25 protein-coding genes and 1 pseudogene are annotated in these 25,377 nt (G+C 64.8%); 20 read left to right on the top strand and 6 right to left on the bottom strand.

The features are described from left to right. The first annotated feature begins 106 nt into the window (after window positions 1–106). Window positions 107–1,525: a cytochrome ubiquinol oxidase subunit I gene (locus BMG00_RS06850; protein WP_078573736.1), complete on the top strand. Its 1,419-nt coding sequence runs from the start codon at window positions 107–109 to the stop codon at window positions 1,523–1,525. Further along, on the top strand, window positions 1,522–2,535 hold the full coding sequence (cydB, locus tag BMG00_RS06845; RefSeq protein WP_078573735.1) for a cytochrome d ubiquinol oxidase subunit II: 1,014 nt from the start codon (window positions 1,522–1,524) through the stop codon (window positions 2,533–2,535). Before BMG00_RS06850 ends, cydB begins: the two co-directional genes overlap by 4 nt. A 153-nt stretch (window positions 2,536–2,688) precedes the next feature. Here the strand turns inward: cydB and BMG00_RS06840 are convergent, their stop codons facing one another. From BMG00_RS06840 to BMG00_RS06830, 3 genes are all read right to left on the bottom strand, one after another. Further along, window positions 2,689–3,867 (bottom strand): MFS transporter, encoded by a 1,179-nt coding sequence (locus tag BMG00_RS06840; protein ID WP_078525717.1) that lies wholly within the window; start codon window positions 3,865–3,867, stop codon window positions 2,689–2,691. A gap of 82 nt (window positions 3,868–3,949) precedes the next feature. Then, window positions 3,950–4,963 (bottom strand): SDR family NAD(P)-dependent oxidoreductase, encoded by a 1,014-nt coding sequence (locus BMG00_RS06835; protein WP_078573734.1) that lies wholly within the window; start codon window positions 4,961–4,963, stop codon window positions 3,950–3,952. A gap of 70 nt (window positions 4,964–5,033) precedes the next feature. Beyond that, window positions 5,034–7,130 (bottom strand): polysaccharide biosynthesis tyrosine autokinase, encoded by a 2,097-nt coding sequence (locus tag BMG00_RS06830; protein WP_078573733.1) that lies wholly within the window; start codon window positions 7,128–7,130, stop codon window positions 5,034–5,036. A gap of 197 nt (window positions 7,131–7,327) precedes the next feature. Here BMG00_RS06830 and BMG00_RS06825 point away from each other — a divergent pair, with 197 nt between their 5' ends. From BMG00_RS06825 to BMG00_RS17785, 4 genes and pseudogenes are all read left to right on the top strand, one after another. Next, the gene (locus BMG00_RS06825; protein ID WP_078573732.1) at window positions 7,328–8,023 is read left to right on the top strand and encodes a sugar transferase; all 696 of its coding nucleotides are present in this window, start codon (window positions 7,328–7,330) and stop codon (window positions 8,021–8,023) included. 47 nt (window positions 8,024–8,070) lie between these two features. Beyond that, entirely contained in the window at window positions 8,071–9,438 is a 1,368-nt protein-coding gene (locus BMG00_RS06820) for a polysaccharide biosynthesis/export family protein (protein WP_211274113.1), read from the top strand. After that, window positions 9,369–10,712 (top strand): lipopolysaccharide biosynthesis protein, encoded by a 1,344-nt coding sequence (locus BMG00_RS06815; RefSeq protein ID WP_146642567.1) that lies wholly within the window; start codon window positions 9,369–9,371, stop codon window positions 10,710–10,712. The genes BMG00_RS06820 and BMG00_RS06815 overlap by 70 nt, the downstream gene beginning before the upstream one ends. Then, window positions 10,705–11,511, top strand: a pseudogene (locus tag BMG00_RS17785) (polysaccharide pyruvyl transferase family protein); the annotation flags it as partial. The gene BMG00_RS06815 and the pseudogene BMG00_RS17785, both read left to right, overlap by 8 nt. 115 nt (window positions 11,512–11,626) lie before the next feature. Here the strand turns inward: BMG00_RS17785 and BMG00_RS17900 are convergent. The 3 genes from BMG00_RS17900 to BMG00_RS06795 all read right to left on the bottom strand — a co-directional run bounded on the left by BMG00_RS17900 (window position 11,627) and on the right by BMG00_RS06795 (window position 14,119). Next, a complete protein-coding gene (locus BMG00_RS17900) occupies window positions 11,627–12,955 on the bottom strand; it encodes an O-antigen polymerase (RefSeq protein ID WP_158521691.1) in 1,329 nt (442 codons plus the stop codon). A gap of 142 nt (window positions 12,956–13,097) precedes the next feature. Beyond that, complete coding sequence (locus BMG00_RS06800) at window positions 13,098–13,853, bottom strand: hypothetical protein (RefSeq protein WP_078525703.1); 756 nt, start codon at window positions 13,851–13,853, stop codon at window positions 13,098–13,100. Beyond that, window positions 13,853–14,119: a spike base protein, RCAP_Rcc01079 family gene (locus tag BMG00_RS06795; protein WP_078525701.1), complete on the bottom strand. Its 267-nt coding sequence runs from the start codon at window positions 14,117–14,119 to the stop codon at window positions 13,853–13,855. Before BMG00_RS06795 ends, BMG00_RS06800 begins: the two co-directional genes overlap by 1 nt. A 251-nt stretch (window positions 14,120–14,370) precedes the next feature. Between BMG00_RS06795 and rplO the strand changes: the two genes are divergently transcribed. The 14 genes from rplO (at window position 14,371) to BMG00_RS06725 (ending at window position 25,367) form a co-directional block, all read left to right on the top strand. Beyond that, window positions 14,371–14,838 (top strand): 50S ribosomal protein L15, encoded by a 468-nt coding sequence (rplO, locus tag BMG00_RS06790; RefSeq protein ID WP_078525699.1) that lies wholly within the window; start codon window positions 14,371–14,373, stop codon window positions 14,836–14,838. A gap of 103 nt (window positions 14,839–14,941) precedes the next feature. After that, a complete protein-coding gene (gene secY / locus BMG00_RS06785; RefSeq protein ID WP_078525697.1) occupies window positions 14,942–16,306 on the top strand; it encodes a preprotein translocase subunit SecY in 1,365 nt (454 codons plus the stop codon). A gap of 29 nt (window positions 16,307–16,335) precedes the next feature. Continuing rightward, on the top strand, window positions 16,336–16,992 hold the full coding sequence (locus BMG00_RS06780) for an adenylate kinase (RefSeq protein ID WP_078573728.1): 657 nt from the start codon (window positions 16,336–16,338) through the stop codon (window positions 16,990–16,992). Between the two features lie 179 nt (window positions 16,993–17,171). Next, on the top strand, window positions 17,172–17,540 hold the full coding sequence (gene rpsM, locus BMG00_RS06775) for a 30S ribosomal protein S13 (RefSeq protein ID WP_078573727.1): 369 nt from the start codon (window positions 17,172–17,174) through the stop codon (window positions 17,538–17,540). Between the two features lie 15 nt (window positions 17,541–17,555). Next, the gene (gene rpsK, locus BMG00_RS06770) at window positions 17,556–17,945 is read left to right on the top strand and encodes a 30S ribosomal protein S11 (RefSeq protein WP_038076914.1); all 390 of its coding nucleotides are present in this window, start codon (window positions 17,556–17,558) and stop codon (window positions 17,943–17,945) included. Window positions 17,946–18,065: 120 nt separating this feature from the next. Continuing rightward, complete coding sequence (locus BMG00_RS06765) at window positions 18,066–19,082, top strand: DNA-directed RNA polymerase subunit alpha (RefSeq protein WP_078525693.1); 1,017 nt, start codon at window positions 18,066–18,068, stop codon at window positions 19,080–19,082. A 142-nt stretch (window positions 19,083–19,224) separates the two neighbouring features. Further along, the gene (rplQ, locus tag BMG00_RS06760; protein ID WP_078527180.1) at window positions 19,225–19,644 is read left to right on the top strand and encodes a 50S ribosomal protein L17; all 420 of its coding nucleotides are present in this window, start codon (window positions 19,225–19,227) and stop codon (window positions 19,642–19,644) included. Window positions 19,645–19,889: 245 nt separating this feature from the next. Next, window positions 19,890–20,501: an autoinducer binding domain-containing protein gene (locus tag BMG00_RS06755; protein WP_078525691.1), complete on the top strand. Its 612-nt coding sequence runs from the start codon at window positions 19,890–19,892 to the stop codon at window positions 20,499–20,501. 55 nt (window positions 20,502–20,556) lie between these two features. Then, complete coding sequence (locus BMG00_RS06750) at window positions 20,557–21,147, top strand: acyl-homoserine-lactone synthase (RefSeq protein WP_078525689.1); 591 nt, start codon at window positions 20,557–20,559, stop codon at window positions 21,145–21,147. A 78-nt stretch (window positions 21,148–21,225) separates the two neighbouring features. Beyond that, window positions 21,226–22,539, top strand: a complete 1,314-nt coding sequence (locus tag BMG00_RS06745) for a replication-associated recombination protein A (RefSeq protein ID WP_078573726.1) — start codon at window positions 21,226–21,228, stop codon at window positions 22,537–22,539. A gap of 44 nt (window positions 22,540–22,583) precedes the next feature. Further along, window positions 22,584–22,961 carry a fluoride efflux transporter CrcB gene (gene crcB, locus BMG00_RS06740; protein WP_078573725.1) on the top strand — a complete coding sequence of 126 codons (378 nt, stop codon included), beginning with the start codon at window positions 22,584–22,586 and terminating at the stop codon, window positions 22,959–22,961. Next, window positions 22,958–23,998, top strand: coding sequence for an RluA family pseudouridine synthase (locus BMG00_RS06735; protein WP_078525683.1), 1,041 nt, complete (start codon window positions 22,958–22,960; stop codon window positions 23,996–23,998). Before crcB ends, BMG00_RS06735 begins: the two co-directional genes overlap by 4 nt. Next, window positions 23,995–24,660: an HAD-IA family hydrolase gene (locus BMG00_RS06730; protein WP_078573724.1), complete on the top strand. Its 666-nt coding sequence runs from the start codon at window positions 23,995–23,997 to the stop codon at window positions 24,658–24,660. The genes BMG00_RS06735 and BMG00_RS06730 overlap by 4 nt, the downstream gene beginning before the upstream one ends. Next, a complete protein-coding gene (locus tag BMG00_RS06725) occupies window positions 24,657–25,367 on the top strand; it encodes an ATP12 family chaperone protein (RefSeq protein ID WP_078573723.1) in 711 nt (236 codons plus the stop codon). Before BMG00_RS06730 ends, BMG00_RS06725 begins: the two co-directional genes overlap by 4 nt. Window positions 25,368–25,377: the final 10 nt, after the last annotated feature.

Genomic DNA, 25,377 nt, shown 5'->3' with positions numbered 1-25,377 from the left:
TGCGACAAGCCGCCACAGTGCGACAAGGTGAACCACGGCCCGTCGGTTGCCGTAACCACTGCGTAGTCTAGCTCGCCCCTCAACCATAGCAGAAACGCGGACGGACATGAGTATTTTCGACATACCGACACTCGATCTGGCAAGGGCGCAATTCGCCTTCGTCGTCTCGGCACATATCGTTTTCCCAGCTTTCTCGATCGGCACGGCGAGCTTCCTGATGGTGCTCGAAGCGCTCAGGATGATCACCGGAAAAGAGGTCTTCCTCAGGATTTTCGAGTTCTGGAAACACATCTTCGCGGTGGTCTTCGGGATGGGCGTCGTCTCGGGCGTCGTGATGTCCTACGAGTTCGGTCTGAACTTCGCGCATTTCTCCGACAAGGCGGGGCCGGTGATCGGGCCGCTGATGGGCTACGAGGTGATGACGGCCTTCTTCCTCGAGGCGGGTTTCCTCGGGATCATGCTGTTCGGCCGCAACCGGGTGAACAAGTGGATCTACATGTTCGCGGTGGCGATGGTCGCGTTCGGCACGTTGCTCTCGGCCTTCTGGATTCTCTCGGTCAATAGCTGGATGCAGACGCCCGCGGGCTTCGCGATGAACGATGTCGGGCAGTTCATACCGAAGGACTGGTGGGAGATCATCTTCAACCCCTCGCTGCCCTATCGCTTCGTGCATATGGTGCTGGCGGCCTACCTGACCACGGCGCTTGTCGTGGCCGGTGTCGGCGCCTGGCATCACATCAAGGGCACGGCGGATGACGCGGTGCGCGTGATGTTCCGCATGGCGGTGGCGATGATCCTCGTGACCGCGCCGATCCAGATCCTTGCGGGCGATCAGCACGGGCTCAACACGCTCGAGCATCAACCCGCGAAGATCGCCGCGATGGAAGGTCACTGGGAGACGAGCAAGGGCGCTGGGCTGATCCTGTTCGGTATCCCGAACGACAAGACGGAGAGCACTGATTACAAGATCGAAATCCCCTATGCCTCGTCGCTGATCCTGACCCACTCGCTCGATGGCGAGGTACCCGGTCTGGGCGATTTCCCGAAGGATGAGCGTCCGCCGATGACGATCGTGTTCTTCACGTTCCGGATCATGGTGGGGCTTGGTTTCGCCTTCGCCGCGATCGGGCTCTGGGGGGGCTGGCTGATGTGGAGAAAACGCCTGCACGAGCCGGGGCTCTATCACAAGGTGGCGCTGGTCTTCGCGCCGGGCGGGTTCCTCGCGATCATCATGGGCTGGTTCACCACCGAATTCGGCCGCCAGCCTTACACGGTCTATGGCCATTTCACGACGGCCGAGTCCGTGTCGAACCTGAGCCACACGGCGGCCTGGGCGGGCCTGATCGGCTTCGTGCTGGTCTATGCCTTCCTCTTCGGCTCGGGGATCTTCTACCTCGGGCGGCTGATGAAGCGCGGCCCCGAAGGCGCCGAACCGGTCGAGAACACGCCGCAGCGCGCCGCGGGCGTGGCGGGCGCGATGCTCGCCAAGGACGTCACCACCGACAAAGAGGAGGCCCACGCATGAGCGGCTTCGCCCATCACCTGCCCGATATCTGGGCCGCGATCATCGCCTTTGCCATCATGACCTATGTCGTGCTCGACGGGTTCGACCTTGGCATCGGAATCCTCTTCCCCTTCCTCGGCTCGGACGAGAACCGGACCCGCGCGATGAACTCTGTCGCGCCGGTCTGGGACGGCAACGAGACCTGGCTGGTGATGGGGGGCGGGGGGCTGCTTGCCGTTTTCCCGCTGGCCTATGGGGTGATCCTGAACGCGCTTTACGTGCCGATCATCATCATGCTGCTGGCGTTGGCCTTCCGCGGCGTGGCTTTCGAGTTCCGCGGCAAGACCCGGCGCTGGAAACCGCTCTGGGACAAGGCCTTCTTCGGCGGCTCGCTGGTGGCGACACTGGCGCAGGGCGCAGTCCTAGGCGGTCTGCTGCGCGGCCCCGAGGTCACCGGGCGCGCCTTCACCGGCGGCCCGCTCGACTGGGTGAGCTTTTTCTCGTTGGGCACGGCGCTGGCGTTGGTGGCGGGTTATGTGATGCTCGGTGCGGCCTGGCTGGTGATCAAGACCTCGCATGACCTTTATGATCTCGCGCGCCGGATCGGGCAGGGGGCGCTGGTCGCGACGCTCGGTTTCATCGGGCTGGCCTCGCTCGCGACGCCCTTCCTGCACCCCGAGTATTTCCAGCGCTGGTTCGCCTGGCCGGGGATCATCCTGAGTGGTGTCGTCCCGCTCCTGCTTCTGGCGGCGGGCTATGGCTACTGGAAGGGGATCCGCACGGATCGCGGCGTGGTGGCCTATCTCTCGGGGATCGCGATCTTCGTGCTGTGTTTCGCGGGGCTGGGCCTGTCGATCTTCCCCTATATCGTGCCGATGTCGATCACGATCCGGGAAGCCGCGACGCCCCCGATCTCGCAGGGGTTCATCCTTGTCGGTGCGGTGATCTTCCTGCCGATCATTCTCGGCTACACGGCCTATGCCTATTACGTCTTCCGGGGGAAAACCTCGGAGCATGAGCACCACTACTGAGACGACCCGGACCGTCCGGCGAACGGGGTGTGGCGATACGTTCCGTTCACTCGTACAGAGCCTTTCCCTCTGCTCCTCCGGCCAGTCCGGTCTGCGCGCGTCCTTTGGGGCGCGCGCGCTTTTTGTCGGAGCGGTCGGATCAGCTGGGCCGGTTCAGGCGAGGGAGGCCGTCGGACGGCGGCTGTCGAGCCAGGCTATGCCGAGGAACATGAGCCCCGCTAGCGCGAGCCCCGCGCCGACATAGCCGGTCGCTTCCCAACCGAAGCCGTGCGCAAGCGCGATCCCGGCAAGGAACGGCCCGATCGCATTGGCGAGGTTGAAGGCGGCATGGTTGAGGGCTGCGGCGAGCGTCTGGGCATCGCCCGCGACCTCCATCAGGCGCACCTGCATCGGGATCACCATCCCGGCCGTCGAGCCGAGCGCCACCATCGCGAGAGACATTGCGACCCAGTTGCCGATGGTGACCGTATAGAGCAGCACCATCACGAACATCCCGCACAGCAGGATGAACCCCGCGCCGAACCGCGACCAGTCCGAGAGCTTTCCCGCGATCATGTTGCCGATCGTGCCGCCCACCCCGAAGGCCGAGAGCGCGACCGGGATCGTCCAGGCCGGTCCGGCTTGGGTGTCGATCATCGCGGCCGACAGGTAGGAATAGACCGCGAAGATGCCGCCGAAACCGACCGATCCGACCAGCAGCGTCAGCCAGACCGAGCGGTTGGCCAACGCGCCCAGCTCGCGCATCGGGCTTGCGTTCGGATCACGCGGCGTGACCGGGGCGACGCGCCAGATCATCGCCGCCGAGAGCCCGCAGATCACTGCGACGATCGCAAATCCCCAGCGCCAGCCGAAATTCTGCCCGATCGCGCCCGCCAGCGGCACGCCCACGACATTGGCGACCGTCAGCCCCGTGATCACCCAGGCCACGCCCTGCGCGCGTTTGCCCTTCGGCATCAGGTCGGCGGCAAAGAGCATCGCCATCCCGAAATAGGCGCCATGCGGGAGGCCCGATGCGAAGCGCGCGATCATGAATGCATCCATGTTCGGCGCAAAACCCGCAAGCAGATTTGCCACCGCGTAAAAGCCCATCAAGCCGATCAGGAACTGTTTGCGCGGGATCTTCGCCCCGACCACCGCGAGCACCGGCGCACCGATCACCACGCCAAGCGCATAGGCCGAGATCGCGTGGCCCGCCTGCGCCTCGCTCACGCCGAAATCGGCGGCGTAATAGGGTAGCAGCCCCATCGTGGCGAACTCGATCACACCGATACCGAAGGTGCCAAGGGCCAGCGACAGGATCACGGCCCGCGCGTGGCGGGGGCTGAGCGTCATGGGAGGTCTCCGAAGAAGGGCGAGGTTTCGCGTCAAAGCCGCGATCTAGCCTCTTGCCACGTCGCTGCAAGGGGGCAGGGCGTCATTTCCCGTAATAGTCGCGGAACCACGCCACGAATTTCGCGATCCCGTCGCGCACATCCGTTTGCGGGCGGTAGCCGGTCAGGCGTTGCAGCAGCGAGGCATCCGCCCATGTCGCGGGCACGTCGCCTTTCTGCATCTCCATGTAATTGCGGATCGCGGGGCGACCCAGCTCGGCCTCCAGCGCATCGACGAAATCGAGGAGCTTCACCTTGTCCGAGTTGCCGATATTGACGATCCGGTAGGGGGCCACGGGCGAGAGGCTGTCGCCCTCGGCGATGTCGTCGCGTGAAGCGGGACGCTCGGGGATCGCGTCGATCAGCAGGCGGATGCCGCGCACGAGGTCTTCGACATAGGTGAAGTCGCGATACATCTCGCCGTGATTGTAGATGTCGATCGGGCGGCCATCGAGGATCGCGTCGGTGAACTTGAACAGCGCCATGTCGGGCCGCCCCCAGGGGCCGTAAACGGTGAAGAAGCGGAACATGGTGGTGGGGATATTCCACAGATGGGCATAGGAATGGCCCATCGACTCGGTCGCTTTCTTGGTCGCCGCATAGATCGTCAGCTGCGTGTCGGCCTTGTCGGTCTCGGCATAGGGCATGTCCTCGTTGGCGCCGTAGACCGACGAAGTCGAGGCCATCAGCAGGTGCTGAACCGCGTGGCGCCGGGCGGCCTCCATCACGTTGAACGTGCCCACGACATTCGCGTCGATATAGGCGCGGGGCTGTTCGAGGCTGTAACGCACGCCGGCTTGCGCCGCGAGATGGACGATGATTTCGGGTTTGAAGTCATCCGCCATCGCGTCAAAGGTCTCGAGATCTTCGAGCATCCCCTCGGTCGCGGTGAAATTCGGGTTCTGCAGCAGCATCGCGTGGCGGCGCTGTTTGAGGGCCACGTCGTAATAGTCGGTCATCCCGTCATAGCCATGCACCCGGAAGCCCTCGTCGAGGAGCAGCTTTGCCAGGTGATAGCCGATGAACCCAGCGGTGCCGGTGATCAGGATGCGCGTCATGTCTGCTGCCCTTCGCTTTCGCCTGCCTCCGCAGTAGCGAGGGCCGGGGAGGAAGGTCAAGCGCCCATCCCTATTCGGCTGCCCCGTAAGCTGCATAGCTGCCATAGCGCAGGTCGGAACGGTCCTGCGCATAGCGGCGCATCTTTGCCATGTCGACTTGCGTCAGCACCAATCCCGTCACGGGCCGGTTCACCGTCTCGAACATGCGCAGCGCCTCGTCGAGCTGTCCCTGCGTGGTCGCGTTCCAGCGCACGGCGAAGAGAACCGCATCGGCAGCCTGCGCCTGAATGCGGGCGTCGGGGACGATCAGCACCGGGGGGGTGTCGATGATGACATGGTCGTAATGGCCGCGCGCCTCCTCGAGAAAATGGCGATAGGTGGCCGAGGCGAAGAGATCGGCGCCATTCGCCGTGCTTTCGTCACCGATCAGCAGCGACAGGCCGCTTTCCGCGTCGTGTTGCACGGCCTCTTCCAGCTCCACCTGCCCCGAGAGAACGGAGGCGAGCCCCGCTCCGCGCGCCAGACCGGGGAAGTACTCGCCGAGAGTGTGGCGGCGCAGATCGCCCTCGACCAGCAGGACCGCCTTGCCCGAGGCCGCGAGGTTCACCGCCAACGCGATCGCGGTGGTGGTCTTGCCCTCGCCGGGCAGAGCCGAGGTTGTCAGGATGACGCGCGGCGGCGCATCGACATTGGCGAGCATCAGCGAAGTGCGCAGGTTGCGCACCGCCTCCATCGCCGGCGAGCCGGGCGAGTTGAGCAGGAAGCGCAGCATCTCGGGGCGCGCATGGGCGCGCAGAAGCGGGATCTGCCCCATCACCAGCGTGTGGCTCGCAGCCTCGAGTTCGCGCGCGGTGCGGAAGGCGGTGTTGCGCAACTCGCGGGCGGCGACCAGAGCGATCCCCGCCACGATCCCGATCGCGGCGGCAAGTCCCAGCACCAGCCCCCTGCGCGGGCTCGCGGGGTGATCGGGGATTACCGCTTGCGAGAGGATGCGTGCATCCGCCTGCTGGATGCCGTTTTGCGCAGAGGTTTCCTTGAGGCGGTTGAGGAAGAACTCATAGAGCATCCGGCTTGCCTCGGCCTCGCGAGAGAGCTGTTGCAGTTCGATCATGTCCTCGCCCTGCCGGGAAATCTGCCCCTGAAGCGCCACTTCCGAGGTTTCGAGCGCCGCGATCTGATCCTCGGCGCGCAGCAGGTCGGCCTCGGCCTGCGCAACGAGCGCGGCGAAGCGGGCATCGAAACCGGCTTGATCGTCGGGCGCGATCCGGTCGAGTGCGGGATCGGCGGCGGCGGCGCGCTTGTCACCTGCGCCCTGCGCCTCGCTCAGCGCCCCGAGATAGGTCTCGCGGGCGTCGCGTTCATGTCGGATCCGGCTCAGCCTGTCGCGGATGTCCTTGAGCTGAACCTCCAGCGCGCCAAGGGCTGTGGCCGAGATCAGCGGGCTTTGCGTGTTGAAGGTCTTCACCCGCCCCTCGGCGGTCTCCAGCTCCTGCTTGAGCATGCCGACCCGTTCGGTCAGCCAGCTCGTCGCGGTCTCGGTCGCCTCGAACTTCACCTCGATCTGGTTGCGGATGTAGAGCTGCGCGATCGTATCCGCGATCCGGGCGGCCTTCGCGGGATCTTCGGAGGTGACGGCGATTTCGAAGACGTAGCTCGAGGGCAGGTTGCGGACCTTGAGCGCGTCGATCAGCGCGGTCGTGGTCGCATCGCGGATCTGCTGTGGCGAGGCATCGGGCCGCGCGGGGCGCAGGAGCGAAAGCCCGCGATCGAGCCACGAGGGCGATGCAAGGCGGGGGTTGAACTCCGGGTCCTGCACCAAATCAAGCGCTTCGACGACCCGATTGAGCAAGCCTCGCGAGCGAAGCACCTCGACCTCGCTGTTGAGTTCATCCGCATCGCCGCGAATTCCGTCGACCACCCCGTTGAAGTCGACGACCTCGGTGCGATGGGTGTCGAGGATCACCGTTGCGCGCGCCACGTAGCGCGGCGTGGCGAGCATCGTGAGATAGAGCCCCGCCGCCACCAGCGCGAGCGCGAGTGCCGCGAGGATCACCCGCCAGCCCCGCCCCAGCATCGCAAGCGTTACCAGCGGATCGACGGTCTCGGTATCGGAAGGGGAGGGGCGGCTTGAATGGCCGGAGGCGCGAGGGATCTGAAACTTCTTCAACGGGGTCTCCGCGCGGAAATGGACTCTGAGGGCGCAACTCAAAACGGAAAAATAGGCCTTGCGACAACTTATAGTTGACCGGCTCACGAAATTTCGCAATGGATAAACTTCTTGTGAACGAAATGGCCGGGGACAGGCCGCTTCGTGAACGGGACTCGCTACCGTGGGGCAGGGGTGTTCTGGGCGAGGAGAGGCTGATGAGCACCTTCGATGTGCAAGGCTTCTATACTCAGGATGCCATCCCGGTACCGCCGGGGCTTGCCGCTCCGGGCGGCTGGCGTCCTGTCTATTTCCGTATTGGCAAACGGCTGTTCGATCTGGTCGGCGTTCTTCTGCTTGCACCGATCGTGCTCCCGGTGATCGGGCTGCTCTGGCTCGCGGTGCGCCGCGACGGGGCGGCAGGGTTTTACGCGCATCGCCGGGTCGGGCGTGGCGGGCGCAGCTTCCGCTGCTGGAAGCTGCGCACCATGGTCCCCGATGCCGAGTTGAGACTGGCGGATCATCTGGGGCAGGACGCGGCGGCGGCTGCGCAATGGCAAAGCGCCCGCAAGCTCGACAACGATCCGCGGGTGACCCGGCTCGGGCGGTTCCTGCGCGCCACCAGCCTCGACGAACTGCCGCAACTCTGGAACGTGTGGCGCGGAGAGATGAGCCTCGTCGGTCCCCGCCCCGTGATGCGCGAGGAACTGAGCTTCTACGGGCGGTTCCGTCCCATCTACGAGGCGCAACGTCCGGGGATGACCGGGCTCTGGCAGGTCTCGGGGCGCAACGCGGTCTCATACGAGGCGCGGGTGGCCTTCGATGTCTGGTATTTCATGCGCTGCTCGCTGCTGCACGATCTGGGGATCTTGCTACGCACCGTCGCGGTGGTGCTGGCCCGGACCGGGCAGTGAGCGCCCGCGCCGGTCAAAGATAAAAAAATTTAATGAGGCAGGGGCAAATGAGGGATTGGAAAGCAGAGCTTTGGCGCGGGCCGGTACTGGCCCTTGTCTTGATGTTGCCGGGCTGCGGCGTGGTCTATAACAAGAGCGCGGTGATGCCCGGGCAAAGCGCGCAAGGCGATGTGACGGTGCGCGAAATCACCCCGCAAGCCGTGCTGGAGGCCAATGGCGCGGGCTATTCGCCGCGTGCGCTGCCGGCCTATTTCGTCCAGAGCGCGGGCGGCGAGGGGCTGCGCAGAACGGGGGGCGCGCCAGCCCCGGCAATTGACCGGCCCGCGCGTCCGGCGCAACTCGCGACACTCCTGCCGCCGCCCGCCAGCCCGGGCAGCTACCGGATCGGGGTCGGTGACGTAGTGCTGCTTGCCACGCCGAAGACCGGCTCGAGCGTGGAGGAACTTTCGGGCCTGCTCGCGGCGCAGAACGCGCGGCAGGGCTACACGGTGCAGGATGACGGGACGATCTCGATTCCGGGTATCGGGCGCGTCGAGATCGCGGGCATGACGATCGAAGAGGCCGAAGCCGCGCTCTTTCGGCAGTTCCTCGACAAGAACGCGAACCCGAATTTCTCGGTCGAACTGGCCGAGTTCCATTCGCAGAAGGTCACTATTGGGGGGGCGGTCGCCGATCCCGGCGTGATCGCGATCGGGCTGAGCCCGCTTTATCTCGACGAGGCGCTGGCCGAGCGCGGCGGGGTGCGCGGCTCCGATCCCGAGTATGCGCTGGTGCGGATTTTCCGCGCGGGAAAACTCTACCAGATCCCGCTCGTTGATCTCTACAAGCGCTCCGGTGCGCAGAGGGTCCGGCTTGCCTCGGGCGATAGCGTCTTTGTCGGCTCGGAATATGATCTCGACAAGGCGGCGGCCTATTTCGAACAGCAGCTCAAGCTCGGCGCCTACCGGGAGAGTGAGATGAAAATGCTAGCGACGCAGGTCGAGCTGCGCCGCGCCGCGCTGAAAGAGAAACGCGAGAGCTTCGCCGCGCGGCTGGAGTTGGGCGCGGAGAAGCGCGACTATGTCTATATCGCGGGCGAGTTGCCCAAACAGAGCCGCTATGCGCTCCCCTTCGGTCAGACCGCCTCGCTTGCCGATGCGCTGTTCGACGAGGCGGGCGGGATCTTCACCCAGACCGCCGACCCGCGTCAGATCTACGTGCTGCGGGCGGCGGAGGTGCCCGGATCTCAGGGGCAGGTCACCGCCTGGCATCTCGATGCGGGCAATGCGGCGGGGCTCTTGCTTGCGACCCGGTTCGAGCTGCGCCCCAATGACGTGGTTTTCGTCGCGGCGCAGAAGGTCACGCATTGGAGCAACGTGGTCAACGCGATCATGCCGAGGATGCTGAGCGCCTCGATCAGCAAGACGGCGGAGTAAAGGTGGCGGCGCGGTCGTCCCTCTCCGTCCCGGCGGCGATGAACTCGATCCGCTCGGATCTGGGCTGGTCGCTGTTGGGGCAGGGGACATTTCTTCTGGCGCAGGCCGGGCTGGTCGTGGCGCTGGCGCGGCTGGCGCCGCTCGAGGATGTCGGGCGCTATGGCATCGCGGTGTCGCTGGCCTCGATCACCTTCCTCGCTGCGGGGTTGGGTCTGCGTATGGGGCTCGCGACCGATGCCAAGGGCCGCGCGCGCTTCGGGGTGTATTTCGGGCTGCGCGGGCTGACGACGGTGGCCGCGCTCGCGGTGATGGCGGTGGCGGCACTGGCTTTGGGGCTGCGCGACCCGGCGCTGGGTGCGATCCTCGTGATGGTGGCGCTGGCGCGCGGTGCCGATGCGCTCAGCGATCTGAGCTATGGCGCCTTTCAGTCGGCGGGGCGGATGGACCCGGTTGCGCGCTCGCTTGCGCTGCGCGGGCTGGCGGGATTGTCGGCCTTTGTCGCAGTCCTTCTTGCGAGCGGATCGGTGGCACTGGCTGTCGCGGGGCAGGCGGTCGCGTGGGCTGCGGTGGCGCTGGGACATGATCTGCCACAGGCCGCGCGCTTCGTTCGCTTGCGTCCCGATCTCACGCGCACGCGGCTCGTGGCGTTGCTGCGCGAGACCCGGGCGCTCGGCCTCGCGATGCTGCTGGGCGAAATCGGAACCGCTGCGCCAAGGCTGATCGTGGGGGCGCTGCTGCCTCTGACGCTGGCCGGGATCTATACTGCGGTCGGCTACGTGCTGGTGCTCGGCACCGCCTTCGCCGCCGCGCTGAGCCAGGCGATGGCGATGCGGCTTGCCCGCGCGAACCGCGAAGGGCAGGGCGCGTTCGGCCGGATGCTGGCGCGTTTTGCCGGGGGGCTCGCGGCGCTCGGCTGCGCGGCTCTGGTGATTGCCGCGCTCTTCGGCGGCCCGCTTCTCAACCTCGTCTTCGGTCCCGGTTTGGCGGCTGAAACCCGGCTTCTCACTCTGATGGCGGGCGTTCTGGCACTGCGCCTGCCGATTGCGGCGCTGCAGACCGGGCTCGTCGCGCAGCGTCGCTTTGCCTGCCTCGCGGGTTTGCGGTTCGGGGTCATGCTCGCGATCCTCAGTGGTGCGGTGGCGGGGGCGCAATTTGCCGGGCTCGAAGGAGTGGCCCTTGCTCTGCTGATCGTCTCGAGCGCGCAGCTGGCGCTGCTCATTGCGCTGTCGCGCCCGACCACGTCCTGCCTCTCAAAGGAGCCCGCCCGTGTCTGACGCATTCTTTGCCCCGCGCCGCGCCGTGGCGATCCTCGACCCGGCCATCGCCACGCGCAACGCGGGCGACGAGATCATCTCGCAGGCCGCGCGCCACTGGATCCGTCAGGCGCTGCCGGATCACTTCCTGACGCATCTGCCGACGCATGAGCGCATGGGCATTCGCTCGCACCGGCTGATCCGGCAGGCCGATCATGCGATCGTCGGGGGGAGCAACCTGCTGACCTCGCGGCTGCTTTCTGATCGGGGGTGGCGGGTCGGGCTACGCGACTTGGCGCTGGTAAATAAACTGGTGCTGCTCGCTGCCGGCTGGCGCGATTACGAGCGCCCGCCCAGCGCGATGACGGCGGCGATGCTGCGGCGGCTGCTGTCACGCGATGCGGTCCATTCGGTGCGCGACAGTCACACCAAGGAGATGCTCGCGAAGGCAGGGATCGAGAATGTCGAGGTGACTGCTTGTGTCACGATGTGGGGGCTGGAGCCCGAGCCCCTCTCCCACATCCCGCAAACCAGGGCAGAGGAGGTCGTCACCACCTTCACGATGCGAAAACCGTCCCCGGCCGACGCACGCATCTTCGATCTGCTCGCGCGGAGCTATCGCAAGGTCCATGTCTGGCCGCAAGGGATCGACGATCTCGATTATGTCACACAGGTCACGCAAGGCCGAGCCGAGATCCTCGCGCCCACACTCGAGGCCTATGATGCGCTTCTCGCAAGCGGCCGGGGGCTCGATTATGTCGGCAACCGGCTGCATGGCGGCATCCGCGCACTGCAAAAGGGACGGCGCGCGCTTATCCTGTCGATCGACAACCGTGCGGCCGAGATCGCCCGCGATACCGGCCTGCCGGTGATCGCGCGCGATGCGCCCGAGGTCGAGATCGCGGCGCGGATCGCACAGGGCGCGCCCCTGAGCGTCACGCTTCCCCGGACCGCCATCGCGCGCTGGCTCGGCCAGTTTCCCCGCGCAGGCGAAGCGCCAGCGACAGGATGGCAAGCGGGATCAACGTCAGCACGATCTGCTGGGGCGCTCCCGTTCCGACCCCACCCTTGAGGATCAGGATGCCGAGCACGGGGGCTAGCACCGCGTCCCATGTCCGGCTGCTTACCCGGCTGTAGGCGCTGTCGAATAGCCCCGCGACCGCGCCCGAGAGCGCTGCGCCCAATACCACCCCGATCCAGCCGAAATTGACGAACCAGTCGCCGATCACCGTGACGGGCCAGCCATTGACCTTGCCGGGTTCGTAGACCTGCCGGAACCAACCGCCGACATTGAAGATCTGGCGTTCGGGCAGGATCTGGCGCGGCACCATGGCGAGGATCCCGTTGCGGAAATCGGCGCCCTCGCGCAATTCGTAGCGGTTGCCCGCATCCTTGATCGCGAGGCTGAGCGCGTCGAATTCCGCGAGGTGCAGCGAGTTCGAGAGGCTGCGTGTCAGGCTGCGCTCGGAATAGGGCGTGCCGGTGAGAGCTTCGAGCCGCGCCTCGCGCAGGTTGCCCATCGCGAAAAGCGCGACAAACAGGATCGCGGCACCGATCAGCACGCGTATTGGCCGCAGCGGTGCGATCAGCACATGCCAGGACAGCGCGCCCGCGATCAGGATATAGGCGATATTGCCTCGGTTGCCCCAGGCAAAGCTCGCCCCCATCGCTATGAGCAACAGCGGCGCGTAAAAGAGGAAGGCAGAGCGGCGGCGGGCTGGGGTCTCGGCCCGGCGGATCTCCTCAAGCAGTCCGTAGAGGCTCAACATCAGGCTGAGCACCGCGAGATGGAGAAAGAGGAAAAGCCCCGACATCTCGCGCGCGACCTTCACCCTGTAGATAAAGGCGCCGGGCGACCCCGACTGAAGGACGAACCCCGCCGTGATCGCGCCTGCGAGCAGTGCCAGCCCCGCCGCGAACAGGCGCAAACGCGCGGGGTCGGGGGTGCTGACCGGGCGGGGAAGAAATGCTGCGCCCAGCCGGGGCAGATAGGCGCGCATCGCCAGTGCGCAAAGTGTGAAGAGCCCGATCCAGAGTAGCGCCGCAAGCAGTGCTAACGCCGCGTCGAGCGCCACATCGTCAAAGGCATTCGCCGGTTGTGGCATATCCAGACCGGAAAAGAGCGTCAACGGCCGGATCAGCAGCAGGACGCAGAGATAAAGGAGCATCGCCACCGCGCTCAGCATTCCTGCGCGATAAAGCAAGACCAGGCTCGTCAGGGCGACGATCAGGGTCAGAGCGTAGGCCGTCAGAGCGATCGGCATGGTGCGCCCTCCTCTTGGCCCGGGGCTCTGCCGTCGATCCTGCGGCGAGGTGTGACAAAATGCAACCTTCGCGTGTGTACGGCACGAAAAAGCCCCCGCAACGGCTTGCTGCGGGGGCGTCTGGTTCTTCGGCGATTGAGTCTTATCCCCGCGACAGCGCATCCAGATGCGCGGCCAGCGCATCGCGCGCTTCGGGCGGCTGCTCGGTGGCGCAGATCACCACGCCATAGATCCGACCGACGAAACCTGCCATGCCGAGGGCGAAATTTCCGCTCATGTCCGGGGCCATGCTGACGCCTGTTGTGCTTGCGCTCAGTGTGCCGATGCGCATCTGCGCCGCGCCGCCCGAGATCGAGCTGACCAGCGAGAGCGGCCCCATTTGCGTCACCTGCGCGGGCAGGGTCACCGCAAGCCCGCGATTGCCCCACCAGGTCTTGACCACCTGCGGGGCGTTGGCGTCGAGATAGATCATCGGCTGGCGCCCCGAGCCATCCGTCGCCGCCGTGCCGTTGCGCAGAACCGGCGGGTAGCCGCTGGCATTGGACTGGACCGAGAAGGCCAGGCCCACCGTGGCCTCGGTGGTGAAGGGCAGTTGCACGACGCTCAGCGCGTCGTCGATCCCGTCATATTCGAGCCAATGCGACGCGCCATCGGTGCGATAGAGCGGGCGGCGTGCATCGATGCTCTGGATCAGGTCGCGCCCCTGGCCCGACTTGTCGCGCATCGCCCCGACCGGATCGCCATCGACGAGCACCGGCACCGTCATCGCCGCGTCCTGGAACAGCGTCGCTCGGTCCGCGGGCTCGTACCAGGCAATCGGCGCGAGTGCGGCGGGCGACCAGCCAGCCGCCCGCCGACGCCCGGCCTGCGTCAACGTGTTGATACCGAAGCCCAGCATCACACCACCGTCAGCGCGTGGATGCCCGTGGCCGTGGTGCCGGTTGCCAGCACGCGCTCGGCGCCGACGGGCAGGATGGTGAAATCGGCGACCGCGACCGAGCGCGCATTGCCCTTCGCGGTGACGAAGCTCACCACGCCCCCGGTCTCGACATAAAGCGCCACCGCCACCGTCGGCAGATCGGTCGCGTCATCGGGCGTCACAGGCACGATGTCGAGGGCGGGGCCCGAGAGAGAAGGCGCGCGGTTGTGGAAAGGATTGGTCATCGTCTGGCTCCGCTTCTGGATAAGGATTTCGGCGTTGCGGCAATCGTGCAAAGCGGCGCTTAGGAAAGGGTTGGGGCTGCGTGCGCAACGGCGCGCAACGGCCCGCGGGGCCTGTGCAGGCAGGAGTTGCAAGGCGCGGACAAACGCTCTATACGCCCCCGGTGGCCGCGAGGCCGCATCAGAATCAACCAAGAAAAGCCGTGTCCCTTCCGCACTCGCTTCGGGAAGGTGCTCCGGCAAGGAGAAGCGATATGAAACTCAACGAACTGCGCGACAATCCCGGCGCTGCCAAGAAACAGAAACGCGTTGCTCGCGGTCCGGGCTCGGGCAAGGGCAAGATGGCTGGCCGTGGTATCAAAGGTCAGAAATCGCGTTCGGGCGTGGCCCTGAACGGTTACGAAGGCGGCCAGATGCCGCTCTACCGTCGTCTTCCGAAGCGTGGCTTCACCAAGCCGAACGCGAAGAAGTTCAACGTCGTGAACCTCGGTCAGATCGAGACCTTCATCGAAGCCGGCAAGCTCGACGCGAAAGCCGAGATCACCGAAGACGCGCTGGTCGCGGCCGGTGTGGTTCGCCGCAAGCTCGATGGCGTGCGTGTTCTCGCCAAGGGCGACATCAAGTCGAAAGTGACGCTCAACGTCACCGGCGCTTCGAAGTCGGCCATCGAGGCTGTCGAGAAGGCTGGCGGCTCGATCACGGTGGCGCAGGCTGCTGAATAAGCTGTTGTGAGCGGGCTCCGGCCCGATTACATAGGCGAAGGTTTTCTAGGCGCCGCCGACCGGGAACCGGTTGGGCGGCGCTTTACATGAAAGAGACGAGCATATGGCATCTGCTGCAGAGCAAATGGCGGCGAACCTGAGCTGGGACGCCCTTGGCAAGGCCACAGAGCTGCGCCAGCGCATCTTCTTCACCATCGGTTTGCTGATCATCTACCGCCTCGGCACCTATATTCCGGTTCCGGGCATCGATGCGCAGGCGCTGCGCGAGTTCATGCAAAGCGCGGGCTCGGGCCTGGGCGGCGTCCTCTCGATGTTCACCGGCGGCGCACTGGGCCGCATGGGTGTCTTCGCGCTCGGCATCATGCCCTATATCTCCGCCTCGATCATCATCCAGCTTCTGACCGCGCTCGTTCCGGCTCTTGAGCAGATGAAGAAAGAGGGCGAGCAGGGCCGCAAGAAGATCAACCAGATCACGCGCTACTCGACCGTTGCGCTCGCGACCTTCCAGGCCTGGGGTCTGGCCGTGTCGCTCGAGAAGGGCGATCTCGCCCATGATCCGGGCCTGTTCTTCATCGCGGCTGTGGTCATCACCCTCGTCGGCGGCACCATGTTCCTGATGTGGATCGGTGAGCAGATCACCGCACGCGGCATCGGTAACGGCATCTCGCTGATCATCTTCGTCGGCATCGTTGCCGAGATCCCCGCAGCCCTCGCCCGCTTCCTCGAGCAGGGCCGCGCCGGTGCGATCTCGACCCCGGTGATCCTTGGCGTGATCGTGATGATCGCGCTCGTGATCACCTTCGTGGTCTTCATGGAGCGCGCGCTGCGCAAAATCCATATCCAGTATCCGCGCCGTCAGGTGGGGATGAAGGTCTATGACGGAGGCTCTTCGCACCTGCCGATCAAGGTGAACCCGGCGGGCGTGATCCCGGCGATCTTCGCCTCTTCGCTGCTGCTGCTGCCGACCACGATCGCGACCTTCTCGGGCCAAAATACCGGTCCGGTGATGTCGACGATCCTTGCCTATTTCGGTCCCGGTCAGCCGCTCTACCTGCTGTTCTACGTCGCGATGATCGTCTTCTTCGCCTATTTCTACACGGCGAACGTTTCGTTCAAATCGGACGAGGTGGCGGACAACCTGAAGAACCAGGGCGGCTTCGTGCCCGGTATTCGTCCCGGCAAGAAGACCGAGGATTACCTCGACTACGTCGTCAGCCGAGTGCTGGTGATCGGTGCGGCCTATCTCGCCGCGGTCTGCCTCCTGCCCGAGATCCTTCGCTCGCAGCTGTCGATCCCGTTCTATTTCGGCGGCACCTCGGTGCTGATCGTGGTGACCGTGTCGATGGATACGATCAACCAGATCCAGTCGCATCTTCTGGCCCATCAGTATGAAGGCCTGATCGAGCGCTCGCAGCTGCGGGGCCGTTCGAAGAAGAAGGGGCCGCGCAAGCCGCCCGCGCGTCGCTAACCGAAACCTGATCTCGGGAAGGATCCATCATGGCGAATATCATCCTCCTCGGCCCGCCCGGCGCCGGTAAAGGCACGCAGGCCCGCCGTCTCGTCGAAGAGCGTGGCATGGTCCAGCTCTCCACCGGGGACATGCTGCGCGAGGCCAAGGACTCGGGCAGCGAGATGGGCAACCGCGTCGCGGAAGTCATGGCCAAGGGCCAACTCGTGACCGATGAGATCGTGATCGGTCTGATCGAAGAGAAACTGTCCGGTGGCGGCGAAGGCTTCATCTTCGACGGGTTCCCGCGCACGCTGGCGCAAGCCGACGCGCTGGGGGAACTGCTCGCGAAGATGGGCGCCAAGCTCGACGCGGTGATCGAGATGCAGGTCGATGACGAGGCACTCGTCTCGCGCATCACCGGCCGCTCGACCTGCGGCGGTTGCGGCGAGGTCTATCACGACCAGACCAAGCCCTGGCCTGCCGACGGCAAATGCGCCAAATGCGGCAGCACGGATGTCAAGCGCCGTGCCGACGACAACGAGGACAGCCTGCGTACCCGCCTGATGGAGTACTACAAGAAGACCTCTCCGCTGATCGGCTACTACTATCACGCGGGAGATCTTTTGACCGTCGACGGTCTCGCCGAGATCGAGGACGTGGCGGGCGAGATTGCTCGAATTCTCGACGGCGTCTCGCAATCGTGAATCAAGTCTTGACCCGGAGGGCGTTTCCCTCTAGGTCACGGCGTCTCTTCTGAGAATCGTTTCCGTTTACGGAAGATTCCCCGACGGGAAGCAGTCGCGGGCCCGAAGCGCCAGTTTCGGGCCTTGTGTTGTGAAAAAAGGGCCTGGGGTTACGGGCTCGCAACGAAAGGATAAGCGCTTTGGCACGTATTGCTGGCGTCAACATTCCGACCGGGAAACGCGTCCCGATCGCACTTACCTACATCACCGGGATCGGTCCCCACTCGGCCAAGCAGATCTGCGACGCCGTCGGCATCGACCAGACCCGCCGCGTGAACGAGCTTTCGGATGCCGAAGTGCTCGCGATCCGCGAATACATCGACGCCAACCACACCGTCGAAGGCGACCTGCGCCGTGAAGTTCAGATGAACATCAAGCGCCTGATGGACCTCGGCTGCTACCGTGGCCTGCGTCATCGCCGCAACCTGCCCGTGCGTGGTCAGCGCACCCATACCAACGCCCGTACCCGCAAGGGCCCGGCCAAGCCGATCGCCGGCAAGAAGAAGTAAGGGGAGGCAGGAACAATGGCTCGTGATAAGGTTCGCGCTAAGCGCAAGGAACGCAAGAACATCGCCGCTGGCGTCGTTCATGTGAACTCCTCGTTCAACAACACCAAGATCCTGATCTCGGACGTGCAGGGCAATGCGATCTCGTGGTCGTCGGCCGGCACGATGGGCTTCAAGGGTTCGCGTAAGTCGACCCCCTATGCCGCTCAGATGGCTGCAGAAGATGCGGCCAAGAAGGCTCAGGAACACGGTCTGCGCACCGTGGACGTCGAAGTTCAGGGCCCCGGTTCGGGTCGTGAATCGGCGCTGCGCGCGCTGGCTGCTGTCGGTCTCACCGTCACCTCGATTCGTGACGTGACCCCGATCGCGCACAACGGCTGCCGCCCGCCGAAGCGTCGCCGCGTCTGATCTAGATTACGACGGTCGGGCCGTGCGGATTTCCCGCGCGGCCCTGCCGCATTTTTCGGTTTTATCCTCGGGCGTCCCCGACATTGGGCATGGGTCTGGGACTGGTATGGAGGCAAACGCATGATCCACAAGAATTGGGCCGAACTCATCAAGCCGACGCAGCTTGAAATCAAGCCCGGCAACGACCCGCTGCGCCAGGCGACTATCGTCGCCGAACCGCTCGAGCGCGGCTTCGGCCTGACGCTCGGCAACGCGCTGCGTCGCGTACTGCTCTCGTCGCTCCAGGGCGCCGCGATCACCAGCGTTCAGATCGACAACGTGCTGCACGAGTTCTCCTCGGTCGCCGGTGTGCGTGAAGACGTCACCGACATCGTCCTGAACCTCAAGGGCGTCGCGCTGCGCATGGATGTCGAAGGGCCGAAGCGTCTCTCGATCTCGGCCAAGGGCCCGGGCGTCGTCACCGCCGGTGACATCACCGAGACCGCCGGCATCGAGGTCCTGAACAAGGATCACGTGGTTTGCCACCTCGACGACGGCGCCGACCTGTTCATGGAGCTGACCGTGAACACCGGCAAGGGCTATGTCGCCGCCGACAAGAACCGTCCCGAGGATGCGCCGATCGGCCTGATCCCGGTCGACGCGATCTACTCGCCGGTGAAGAAAGTCGCCTACGAAGTGCAGCCGACCCGCGAAGGTCAGGTGCTCGACTATGACAAGCTGACCATGAAGGTCGAAACCGACGGTTCGATCTCGGCGGAAGACGCGGTGGCCTTCGCTGCCCGCATCCTCCAGGACCAGCTGTCGATCTTCGTGAACTTCGAAGAGCCGGAATCGGCCTCGAAGCAGGACGCGGACGACGGTCTCGAGTTCAACCCGCTGCTGCTGAAGAAGGTCGACGAGCTCGAGCTTTCGGTGCGTTCGGCGAACTGCCTGAAGAACGACAACATCGTCTATATCGGCGACCTGATCCAGAAGACCGAAGCCGAGATGCTCCGCACTCCGAACTTCGGCCGCAAGTCGCTCAACGAGATCAAGGAAGTGCTCTCGGGCATGGGCCTGCATCTCGGTATGGAAGTCGAAGACTGGCCGCCGGAGAACATCGAAGATCTGGCCAAGCGTTTCGAAGACCAGTTCTGATTGACGATTTGAGGGGCGTTGGATAAACGCCCCTCACAAATGCCCGGGCTGCCGGGGACGATCTGGGTCGAGAGGCCCCAAGGTGAGCCGGTGACACGCATCGCCGGCCTGACAAAGCAAAACGCAAGATTGGAGAATGACAATGCGTCACGCACGTGGCTACCGCCGCCTCAACCGTACCCATGAGCACCGCAAGGCGCTCTTCGCCAACATGGCTGGCTCGCTGATCGAGCACGAGCAGATCAAGACGACCCTGCCGAAGGCAAAAGAACTCCGTCCGATCATCGAGAAGCTGGTCACGCTCGCCAAGCGCGGCGACCTGCACGCCCGCCGTCAGGCTGCGGCGCAGCTCAAGCAGGACCAGTACGTCTCGAAGCTGTTCGACGTGCTCGGCCCGCGCTACGCCGAGCGTCAGGGCGGTTATGTTCGCGTTCTGAAAGCCGGCTTCCGCTATGGCGACATGGCGCCGATGGCGATCATCGAATTCGTCGATCGTGACCCGGCCGCCAAAGGCGCTGCCGACAAGGCGCGTGTCGAAGCCGAAGAGGCCGCCGAGGATTGATCCTCGCGCCGACCCTCGAGGTTGACGAAAGACTTCAGAATCCCGTCCGAAAGGGCGGGATTTTTTCATTTCGCCCTCATTTTGCCCTTCTTGCCTGACAGTCTGCCATTGACGCGTCAGATTCGTTCTCGAGCACCGGCGCGCTCGTCAGATTATTCCCTTCGCCGCGGTTCCCCAACGGAAACCGTAAAACCGGTTAACACTTTTAAGTTGACCGAATTTTTTTCAACATGTCTAAAAAAGGTATGTCGATACAGAGCAGAATCGATTTGAAGCTGAGAGAGTTGGGCCGTATGGCTCCGCGCGGCTTTTTCGTCGGGTTGCATATCCGCTTCACGGCTCCGTTGATGACCTACCAGACCTACGACAAGGCCTGGCTGGATCATTACACCGAGAAAGGATATGTGCTGCGCGACCCGATGACCGCGTGGGGGTTTAGCGAGACCGGAGCAATCCGGTGGAGCGACCCGCGCCTGCCGGATCCGTTCCACCTCTTCGATGAAGCCCGGAAATATGGCCTCGTATATGGGGTCACGGTCTCTTGTGGACCAATCCGGTCCCGAACGATCGCGAGCTTTGCCCGCGATGATCGGGAATTCCTCGACGAAGAGATCGGTACGTTCGAGAAGATCGTGCACGAATTGCACGAGATGACCGAACCTCCCGAGGAGCTCACGAAGGCTCAGATCGAGGCTTTGCGCTGTGTTGCTGGGGGCGACCGACACGCGGCAGCAGCCGCAAAACTGGGGATTTCTGAGAGCGCTCTAAAGGCGCGTCTGAATTCTGCGCGAACAAGGCTGATGGCCCGGACTACGGCCGAAGCCATCCAGCGCGCCAAGGACTTTCGACTGCTCTAGTGGCTGTCGCCCTCCGCACGGCTGATTTGACCAACCAACCCTGCAGGAGGAAGACATGCAGACCACCACGCTTTCGTTCACCAATTTCCACAACCATGGCGAGCTGTTCGCGAACATGCTTCGCGCTCGGCGAGAACTTTTCATCGTCCACAACAAATGGGATCTGCCCGAAGCGATGGGCATGGAATACGACCAGTACGACACCCCCGCAAGCCGCTGGGTCGTCGTCCATGACGAGTTGGGCAAGGTGCTCGCAGGCAACCGTCTGACGCCCACCACCACCAAATGCGGCATCTACACCTACATGATCCGCGATGCACAGCGTGGCCTGCTCGACACCATCCCGTCGAATCTTCTCTATGACGAGGCACCCGTTGCCGAGACGGTCTGGGAAAGCTCGCGCCTCTTCGTGGCCCATGATGTGCCCGCCGCAATGCGTCGCCGCGTCCACGCCAAGCTGGTGATGGAGATCGGCAATGCCGCGCGTCGCCTGGGTGCGCGTTCGGCGCTCACGCTGCTCAACGCGAACTGGCCGCGTTGGGCGGGGCGTGTGGGGGTAGACATGACCGCGATGGGGCCGGTGCTTGAGATCGACGGGATCAATAACCAGGTGGTCTCCATGGACTTCTCGCAGAACCTTCACTGATCGAAAAACAAGCCCCTGCGCGCTCACACGCGCGGGGGCTTTTCGAGCAACGGTCCAGGCACTACCTTCACGCCCATCATGGCCGATCTCTTCGACTCTCCTTCCCCATCCCGCCCCGCGACCGAGGCTCCCCGCCCGCTGGCGGACCGCATTCGCCCGAAATCGCTCTCCGAGGTGATCGGGCAGGAGCAGGTGCTTGGCCCGGATGGACCACTCGGAGCGATGCTTGCGGCGGGTAGCCTTGGATCGCTGATCCTCTGGGGGCCGCCCGGTGTGGGCAAGACGACGATCGCGCGGCTGCTGGCTGACGCGTCCGACCGTGCCTTCGTGCAGATCTCGGCGATCTTCACCGGGGTGCCGGAGCTGCGAAAGGTCTTCGAGGCCGCAAAGCTGCGCCGCACCCAAGGCCGTGGCACGTTGCTTTTCGTCGACGAGATCCACCGCTTCAACAAGGCGCAGCAGGATAGTTTCCTGCCGCATATGGAGGACGGTACGATCCTTCTGGTCGGCGCCACCACCGAGAACCCGAGCTTCGAGCTGAACGCCGCTGTGCTGAGCCGCGCGCAGGTGATGATCCTGCAGCGGCTCGATCTGGCCGATCTCGAACGGCTCGCGCAACGCGCCGAGAAGGCTCTGGGCAAGCCGCTGCCGCTGACCGGCAAGGCGCGCGATGCGCTGCTGGAGATGGCCGACGGCGACGGGCGGGCGCTGCTCAATCTGATCGAGCAGGTCGCGGCGTGGAAGGTGACGGGCAATCTCGATACCGACGCGCTCTCGACACGGCTGATGAAGCGCGCCGCGAAATACGACAAGTCGGGCGACGAGCATTACAACCTGATCTCGGCGCTGCATAAATCGGTGCGCGGCTCGGACCCGGATGCCGCGCTCTACTGGTTTGCGCGGATGCTCGAGGGTGGCGAGGACCCGCGCTACCTTGCCCGGCGCATTACCCGCATGGCGGTCGAGGATATCGGGCTGGCCGACCCGCAGGCGCAGGTGCTGTGTATCGACGCATGGAACACCTATGAGCGTCTCGGCTCGCCCGAGGGCGAATTGGCACTGGCGCAGGCGGTGCTCTATCTCGCGCTCGCGCCGAAATCCAACGCGGGCTACATCGCCTACAAGGCCGCGCGCAAGGAGGCCAAGCGCACTGGTTCCGAGCCGCCGCCGATGCATATCCTGAACGCACCGACGAAGCTGATGGAAGAGCAGGGCTTCGGCGCGGGGTATCAGTATGACCATGACGCCGAGGACGGGTTCTCGGGGCAGAACTTCTTCCCCGATACGATGAAGCGCCCCGTCCTCTACCAGCCCGTCGAACGCGGCTTCGAGCGTGAGTTGAAAAAGCGCCTCGACTGGTTCTCCAAGCAGCGCGAGCGCCGCCAAACTTGACATTTCGCGCGTCCGAAGGTCCAAGGGCGCCAAAGGAGACAGCGATGCTTTCAACGGTTTTGCAGGTCGCGCTAGGTGGTGCGATCGGCGCCTCGGGACGTTATCTGGTCGGCGTGGGCATGATGCGCAGTTTCGGCCCGCAGCCGATGCCGCTTGGCGTGATCACGGTGAACATCCTCGGTTCCTTCTTCATGGGGATGCTGATCACCTTTCTCGGTGACAAACAGCTCACCCACTGGAACGCCTTCCTCGCGACCGGGGTGCTGGGCGGTTTCACCACATATTCCTCCTTCTCGCTCGAGACATGGACGCTGATCGAGCGGGGCCAGACGGGCCTTGCGGCCTTCTACGTGGGCCTCACGCTGGTCGCGGCGCTGGTCGGGCTGATTGCGGGGATCCATCTGATGCGGGCGGTGCTATGAGCGGTGTTCAACATATCAAGGTAACCGAGGAAGATGGCGAGCAGCGCCTGGACCGTTTCCTCAAGAAACGCTTCCCGCAGCTTTCTCAGGGCATGATCGAGAAGTTCTGCCGCAAGGGCGATCTGCGTGTCGACAAGGGCCGGGTGAAGGCCAATACCCGCGTCGCGCCGGGACAGGAGATCCGCGTGCCGCCGATCCCCGATGAAGCGCCGAAGCCCAAGGTCGAAGGCATTTCCGACGCGGATGCGAAATTCATCCAGAGCTGTGTGCTGTGGAAGGACGAGCATATCATCGCGCTCAACAAGCCGCCGGGTCTGCCCTCGCAGGGTGGCTCGGGGCAGGGCAACCGCCATGTCGACGGGCTGAGCGAAGCGCTGACCTTCGGCTACAAGGACAAGCCGAAGCTGGTGCATCGTCTCGACAAGGACACCTCGGGCGTGCTGCTGCTGGCGCGCACCGATCGCGTCGCGCGCCGCCTGTCGGAGGCGTTTCGCTCCAAGACCACCCGCAAGATCTACTGGGCCGCCGTGGCTGGCGCACCCGAGCCCAAGACCGGCACGATCCGCTTCGGCCTGGTGAAGGCGCCGGGGCACGGGCGTGGTGGAGAGGGGGAGAAGATGCTCTGCATCCACCCGGCAAAGATCGACCAGGTGGAGGGCGCCAAGCGCGCCACGACCGACTATTTCACGCTGCACATCCTCGGCCAAAGGCTGAGCTGGGTCGCGCTGGTCCCGATCACCGGGCGCACGCATCAGCTGCGCGCGCATATGGCCGAGATCGGCAACCCGATCATCGGGGATGGCAAATATGGCGGTTCGAGCCAGGAGAACCTCGGCGACGGCTGGGGCGCGCAGCTGGGCGGCGAGATTTCTCGGAAGCTGCACCTGCATGCCCGCCAGATCAGCTTCGATCATCCGGTGACCGGCAAGCGCATGACAATCACCGCGCCTCTTCCCGAACATATGAAGCGGACCTGGGATCTCTTGGACTGGCACGAGGGCGATGTGCCCGCCGACCCGTTCGAGGATCTGAAATGAAGCTCGCGATCTTCGATGTCGACGGCACGATCTCGGACAGCCAGAACCACATCACTCATGCGATGACGCTGGGCTTCGAGGCGGCGGGCGTGCCCGCGCCGCCGGCGTCTTCGGTGTTGCAGATCGTCGGGCTCTCGCTGCCGCTTGCGGTGGCACGGCTCGCGCCGGAACTCGACGAGGACACGCAGGCACGCATCGTCGAGGGCTACAAGCAAAGCTACATGAGCCAGCGCGCGGCCTCGCCCGCACCGCTTTATCCCGGGGCCGAGGATCTGCTGCGCAAGCTGGCCGCGCGCGATGACATGCTGCTTGCGGTGGCGACGGGCAAGTCGCGCCGGGGCCTGCGGGCGCTGATCGAGCATCACGGGCTCGAGGGGCTCTTCATCAGCCAGCAGACCGCCGACGATCACCCTTCGAAGCCGCACCCCTCGATGATCGGGGCGGCGCTGGCTGATGCCGGGGTGAGTGCGGTGGATGCGGTGATGATCGGCGACACGAGCTTCGACATCGAGATGGGCCGCAGCGCGGGCGTCGCCACGATCGGCGTGCGCTGGGGCTATCACCCGCCTGCCGACCTGGAGGCCGCGGGTGCGCATCGCATGGTGAGTGATTTCGAGGCGCTGGAGGCGGCGCTTCTCGATCTGTGGGAGTTGAGTGCATGAGCGAATGGGCGGCGAAGCGGTTCTGGAAAGAGACCTCGGTGACGGACCATCCCGAGGGCTTCGGCGTGGCGCTCGACGGGCGCGCGGTGAAGACGCCCGCCAAGGCGCCGCTCGTGGTGCCGACCCGGGCGCTGGCCGAGGCGATCGCGGCGGAATGGGAGGCACAGGAGGGCCAGATCGCCCCGCATACCATGCCTGTAACCCGCTCCGCCAACGCAGCGATCGACAAGGTCGCCCATCAGCATGACGAGGTGGTCGAGCACGTCGCCGAATATGGCGGCACCGATCTGCTGTGCTATCGGGCCGACAACCCCGCCGAACTGGTCGCGCTTCAGGCCGAGAAATGGGATCCACTTCTCGATTGGGCCTCGGAGACCTTTGGCGTCCGGCTTGCAGTCACGGCTGGGGTCTTGCCGGTGGCGCAATCGGAAGACGTGCTGTCGCGGCTGCGTTCGGAGGTTGCCGCCTGTGATGCTTTCGCGCTGGCAGCGTTGCACGATCTCGTGGGCATCACCGGCTCGCTGGTGCTTGGGCTTGCGGTGGCGCGCGGGCGGTTGACTGCCTTGGAGGCATGGGATCTTTCGCGCCTCGACGAGGATTGGCAGATCTCGCAATGGGGTGAGGACGAAGAGGCCGCGGAGATCGCATCGCTCAAGCGTGAGGCGCTGAGTGACGCGGGGCGAATCTGGGAGCTCGCCCAGAGGTGATCCTGCGCGA

This window comes from Thioclava marina (assembly GCF_002020135.1).
GTDB classification, from domain to species: domain Bacteria; phylum Pseudomonadota; class Alphaproteobacteria; order Rhodobacterales; family Rhodobacteraceae; genus Thioclava; species Thioclava marina.
This window is presented reverse-complemented; position numbering and strand designations above follow the sequence as displayed.

Excerpts from the sequence above, each read along its gene's own strand:
- BMG00_RS06850 (WP_078573736.1), top strand. The coding sequence starts at position 107 with ATGAGTATTTTCGACATACCGACACTCGATCTGGCAAGGGCGCAATTC.
- cydB (WP_078573735.1), top strand. The coding sequence starts at position 1,522 with ATGAGCGGCTTCGCCCATCACCTGCCCGATATCTGGGCCGCGATCATC.
- BMG00_RS06840 (WP_078525717.1), bottom strand. The coding sequence starts at position 3,867 with ATGACGCTCAGCCCCCGCCACGCGCGGGCCGTGATCCTGTCGCTGGCC.
- BMG00_RS06835 (WP_078573734.1), bottom strand. The coding sequence starts at position 4,963 with ATGACGCGCATCCTGATCACCGGCACCGCTGGGTTCATCGGCTATCAC.
- BMG00_RS06825 (WP_078573732.1), top strand. The coding sequence starts at position 7,328 with ATGAGCACCTTCGATGTGCAAGGCTTCTATACTCAGGATGCCATCCCG.
- BMG00_RS06820 (WP_211274113.1), top strand. The coding sequence starts at position 8,071 with ATGAGGGATTGGAAAGCAGAGCTTTGGCGCGGGCCGGTACTGGCCCTT.
- BMG00_RS17900 (WP_158521691.1), bottom strand. The coding sequence starts at position 12,955 with ATGCCGATCGCTCTGACGGCCTACGCTCTGACCCTGATCGTCGCCCTG.
- BMG00_RS06800 (WP_078525703.1), bottom strand. The coding sequence starts at position 13,853 with ATGCTGGGCTTCGGTATCAACACGTTGACGCAGGCCGGGCGTCGGCGG.
- BMG00_RS06795 (WP_078525701.1), bottom strand. The coding sequence starts at position 14,119 with ATGACCAATCCTTTCCACAACCGCGCGCCTTCTCTCTCGGGCCCCGCC.
- rplO (WP_078525699.1), top strand. The coding sequence starts at position 14,371 with ATGAAACTCAACGAACTGCGCGACAATCCCGGCGCTGCCAAGAAACAG.
- secY (WP_078525697.1), top strand. The coding sequence starts at position 14,942 with ATGGCATCTGCTGCAGAGCAAATGGCGGCGAACCTGAGCTGGGACGCC.
- BMG00_RS06780 (WP_078573728.1), top strand. The coding sequence starts at position 16,336 with ATGGCGAATATCATCCTCCTCGGCCCGCCCGGCGCCGGTAAAGGCACG.
- rpsK (WP_038076914.1), top strand. The coding sequence starts at position 17,556 with ATGGCTCGTGATAAGGTTCGCGCTAAGCGCAAGGAACGCAAGAACATC.
- BMG00_RS06765 (WP_078525693.1), top strand. The coding sequence starts at position 18,066 with ATGATCCACAAGAATTGGGCCGAACTCATCAAGCCGACGCAGCTTGAA.
- rplQ (WP_078527180.1), top strand. The coding sequence starts at position 19,225 with ATGCGTCACGCACGTGGCTACCGCCGCCTCAACCGTACCCATGAGCAC.
- BMG00_RS06755 (WP_078525691.1), top strand. The coding sequence starts at position 19,890 with ATGTCGATACAGAGCAGAATCGATTTGAAGCTGAGAGAGTTGGGCCGT.
- BMG00_RS06750 (WP_078525689.1), top strand. The coding sequence starts at position 20,557 with ATGCAGACCACCACGCTTTCGTTCACCAATTTCCACAACCATGGCGAG.
- BMG00_RS06745 (WP_078573726.1), top strand. The coding sequence starts at position 21,226 with ATGGCCGATCTCTTCGACTCTCCTTCCCCATCCCGCCCCGCGACCGAG.
- crcB (WP_078573725.1), top strand. The coding sequence starts at position 22,584 with ATGCTTTCAACGGTTTTGCAGGTCGCGCTAGGTGGTGCGATCGGCGCC.
- BMG00_RS06735 (WP_078525683.1), top strand. The coding sequence starts at position 22,958 with ATGAGCGGTGTTCAACATATCAAGGTAACCGAGGAAGATGGCGAGCAG.
- BMG00_RS06730 (WP_078573724.1), top strand. The coding sequence starts at position 23,995 with ATGAAGCTCGCGATCTTCGATGTCGACGGCACGATCTCGGACAGCCAG.
- BMG00_RS06725 (WP_078573723.1), top strand. The coding sequence starts at position 24,657 with ATGAGCGAATGGGCGGCGAAGCGGTTCTGGAAAGAGACCTCGGTGACG.